The sequence below is a fragment of the Streptomyces katrae genome (assembly GCF_000966975.1).
GTDB classification, from domain to species: Bacteria; Actinomycetota; Actinomycetes; order Streptomycetales; family Streptomycetaceae; genus Streptomyces; species Streptomyces katrae.
Genome location: NZ_JZWV01001499.1, coordinates 1 through 2,558, shown reverse-complemented (window position 1 = coordinate 2,558; position 2,558 = coordinate 1). Strand labels below are relative to the sequence as shown.

Sequence of the window (2,558 nt, the reverse complement as noted above, 5' to 3'; positions counted from 1 at the left end):
GGACGGAACCTGCCCCGGCGCCGCGCGTCACCCCACACTCGTGAAGATGGACGACACTCCGGACAACCACCCAGCCGGCTCGGACGACGCCCACGAACGCCCCCGCGCGGAGGGTCACGCCCCCGGCCCCCACCACCCGGACGAGGACGGCGGGGACGAGGACCACGCCGTGGTCCTCGGGGCCGGGCTCGCCGGGCTGCTGACGGCGCGGGTCCTCGCGGAGCACTTCCCCCGCGTGACCGTCCTCGACCGGGACGAACTCCCTGAAACCGGCCCCGCGTTCCGCCCCGGCGTACCGCAGTCCCGGCACGCGCACATCCTGTGGTCGCGCGGCATCGAGGTGATGGAGCGGCTGCTCCCCGGGACCACGGCCGAGCTGACCGGCGCCGGCGCCGCCCTGCTGGAGTCCCCGCGCGACCTCCTCTGGCTCAGCCCGGCCGACTGGTTCCAGCCCGTCCCCGGAGCCAGGGTCCTGATCGCCGGCCGCGAGCTGCTCGACTGGATGGTCTGCCGGGCCGTGCGCCGCGACCGCCGCATCGAGGTGCTGGGCGGCCGGTTCGTGACCGGGCTCGTCGCCGGACCGGACGGCCGCTCCGTCACCGGCGTCACCCTGCGCGACCGGCCCCCGCTGGCCGCCCGGCTGGTGGTGGACGCCACCGGCCGCACCTCCCGGGCCCCCGCCTGGCTGGCCGCCCTCGGCTACCCCGCCCCCGAGGTCACCCGGTACGACTCCCACCTCGGCTACTCCAGCCGCGTCTACGCCCTCCCCGCGGCCCCGGGCACCGCCGGGTCCCGGCTCCAGGGGCGCACCGACAGCCCGCGCGGCGGAGTGCTGGTGCCGCTGGAGGACGGCCGCTGGCTGGCGACCCTCGTCGGCAACGGCGAGCACGCCCCGCCCACGAAGGACCCGGAGTTCCTGGAGTTCACCCGCACCCTGCGCAGCCCCGCCCTCTACGAGGCCATCCGCGACGGCGAACCGCTCACCGAGCCCACCGGGTTCCGGGCCACCGCCAACGAGTGGCGCCACTACGAGCGGATGGACCGCTGGCCCGACGGACTCCTCGTCGTCGGTGACGCCGCCTGCCGCTTCAACCCCGTGTACGGGCACGGCATGACCGTCGCCGCCACCGCGGCGCACGCCCTGGACCAGGCCCTGGCCGGCCTGCCGGCCCGGCGCATCCCCGCCGAGTGCCGCGCCCTCCAGCGGCGTACCGTGGCGGCCGCCGACGTGGCCTGGCAGATCGCCACCAGCGAGGACCTCCGCTACCCGTGGACCGAGGGCCCGCCGCCCGACCGGGCGACCCGCATCCTCCAGCGCTACATGTCCCGCGTCATGGCCGGAGCCAACACCGACCCCGCCCTCTCGTCCGCCTTCTTCGGCGTCCTCTCCCTGTCCACCCCGCCGGCCGCCCTGCTCACCCCGGGCACGGTGCTGCGCGTCCTGTCGAAGTGGCGGCTGCCGACCGCCCCCGACGCCCCGCCCTACCCCGCCCACACCCCGTAGGGCCGGGTCCCGCAGGGGCGGGCGGCCGGCCGCGCGGGCCTCAGTCCCGTACGGCCCGCTCGTACAGGGCCCGTACGCCGTCCCCGAAGTAGCTGCTGAACGAGGTGGTCTCGTCGCCACCCCCGTCCCGCCCGCCGATGACGCCGATCAGGCTGTTCCCGGAGGTCAGGACGGGACCGCCGCTGGTGCCGTTCGGCACGTCCGCGCAGTCGAGGCGCAGTTGCGTCGGCCCGTCGGCCACGGCCGTGTTCGAGCAGCCCAGCGGCCGCTCGGTGTCGTTCGGGTACCCCACCAGCCGCGCCGGGACCGGCAGCTGCTGGCCGAAGCGGATCGGGTGCGCCCCCGTGACGTCCTCCAGCCGCTGCCCGGGGTGCCCGGCCCGGCGCACCCGTATGAACGCCACGTCGGCATCGGGGTCGGAGTCCCGCACCCACCGCGGGTCCACGTCGATCCGGGTGGGTACCCACACCCCGTAGGGTGCCTTCCCCTCCTCGTACCCCGGCACGAAGGCCAGGTTGTTCCGGAACCCGCCCGCGTACACGCAGTGCGCGGCGGTGACGACCAGGTCCCCGCCGGCCGAGTGCACCACGCTGCCCGAGCAGTGGTGGTCGTCGTCCCAGTCCAGCCCGGGGGAGAACAGCGCCCCGATCGCCGGCTCGGCGGGCACGTCCCGGGCTTCGAGCGGGTCGGATGCCTTCCAGGGCTCCTCCGCGAGGACCCGTACGGGCGGGGGTTCCTCGGTCAGCTTCTCCAGGGCCGCGGCGGCGGCCCCGTCGGCGAGCGCGGTGTCCTGCACGTACCGCCCCTGCTCCGCGTCCCCGCGGACGACGGTCCCCATCCGGTTCATGCCGAAGGCCACCCCGGCGACCACCAGGGCGCAGCACACCCCGGCCAGCACGCAGACCCGTACGGTCCTGCCCGTCATCGCGCCACTCCCACCGCCGAGGACCACCCGTCAACCCCCCGGAACGGCCGGCCGCCCCCTTGGGTTCCCGGCCGGAATGTGCCCCTCCTCACAACCCTCCTCACAACCCTCCTCACAACTCTCCTCGCC

Annotated in this window: 2 protein-coding genes; one reads left to right on the top strand and one right to left on the bottom strand. The window is 75.9% G+C overall.

Features of this window, described 5'->3' with window-relative positions; translation table 11 throughout:
- The first annotated feature begins 46 nt into the window (after nt 1-46).
- Entirely contained in the window at nt 47-1,504 is a 1,458-nt protein-coding gene (locus tag VR44_RS38655; RefSeq protein WP_211275222.1) for an FAD-dependent oxidoreductase, read from the top strand.
- Nucleotides 1,505-1,544: 40 nt separating this feature from the next.
- Here the strand turns inward: VR44_RS38655 and VR44_RS38650 are convergent, their stop codons facing one another.
- Nucleotides 1,545-2,429 carry a trypsin-like serine peptidase gene (locus tag VR44_RS38650; RefSeq protein ID WP_052714030.1) on the bottom strand — a complete coding sequence of 295 codons (885 nt, stop codon included), beginning with the start codon at nt 2,427-2,429 and terminating at the stop codon, nt 1,545-1,547.
- Between the last annotated feature and the right edge of the window lie 129 nt (nt 2,430-2,558).